This is a genomic window from Kosakonia sp. N21, assembly GCF_050587465.1.
In the GTDB taxonomy this organism is placed as follows: Bacteria; Pseudomonadota; Gammaproteobacteria; order Enterobacterales; family Enterobacteriaceae.
The window spans coordinates 1-395 of sequence record NZ_JBOBHR010000040.1 but is presented as its reverse complement, the minus strand read 5'-3'; the positions used below and the strand labels follow the sequence as shown (position 1 = coordinate 395).

At 63.0% G+C, this 395-nt stretch carries 1 protein-coding gene; it reads right to left on the bottom strand.

Features of this window, described 5'->3' with window-relative positions; translation table 11 throughout:
- On the bottom strand, positions 1 to 395 hold a 395-nt coding region (locus ACQ3G7_RS24755), incomplete at both ends, for a hypothetical protein (protein ID WP_430893027.1).

Genomic DNA, 395 nt, shown 5'->3' with positions numbered 1-395 from the left:
ACGCGTGCACCGCCTTAACCCCGCTCTGCGGGAAAATATCGCGGTAACGCGTCATCAGCGTCGCGAGTTCGCCCGGATCTGCCACATCGCTCTGTTCCTGATAAAACCCGACGAAGCGCAGCACAAACTGAGCACTCTCACGGGCCTGCTCACGAATGCCCGCAGGAAGCAGCGCGTCATGTTGCAGCATCGCCTCGGCGGCCTGGCGCAGCAGTGCCTCCCAGCCGGAACCGCGCGTGTCCAGACGTACAAGATCCTGCCAGGCTTCAGCCGCCCCGGCATAACTGTCGAGGAGTTCATCGAAGGTGTTGCGGGCAATATTTGCCGTCATCTGCCATAACATCCCGCGGAAGGCGCTGCCGGGGCTGTGCGTGGCCGGGAGGGCATGGTCATCC